At 45.7% G+C, this 232-nt stretch carries 1 protein-coding gene; it reads right to left on the bottom strand.

Going from position 1 to position 232, the window contains the following annotated elements:
• Positions 1-232, bottom strand: a 232-nt coding sequence (locus CP366_RS10605; RefSeq protein WP_199162882.1) for a transposase, incomplete at both ends; no start/stop codon positions are given.

Raw genomic sequence — 232 nt, 5'->3', positions numbered from 1 at the left:
TAGGCGCAATGCAGTAGTCAATGACCTCCTTGTGCCCATTAGGCTTGATGCCAATGGCAATATAGACTGCTTCACGCTCAAATGTTTCTCGGCGCAAAGGAAGGTATGTCGCATCCAAATAGACGCAGAAAAACTTGTCGCTTAGCTTGCGTTTGTGGTAAGCCTCAACCTTTGGAATCATCTGCTTGGAAATATTTGATACCTGAGCTGGACTGTAATGGCTGCCATACAT

It is taken from the genome of Lactobacillus sp. UMNPBX15 (assembly GCF_002553785.1).
Taxonomy (GTDB): domain Bacteria; phylum Bacillota; class Bacilli; order Lactobacillales; family Lactobacillaceae; genus Lactobacillus; species Lactobacillus crispatus.
This window is presented reverse-complemented; position numbering and strand designations above follow the sequence as displayed.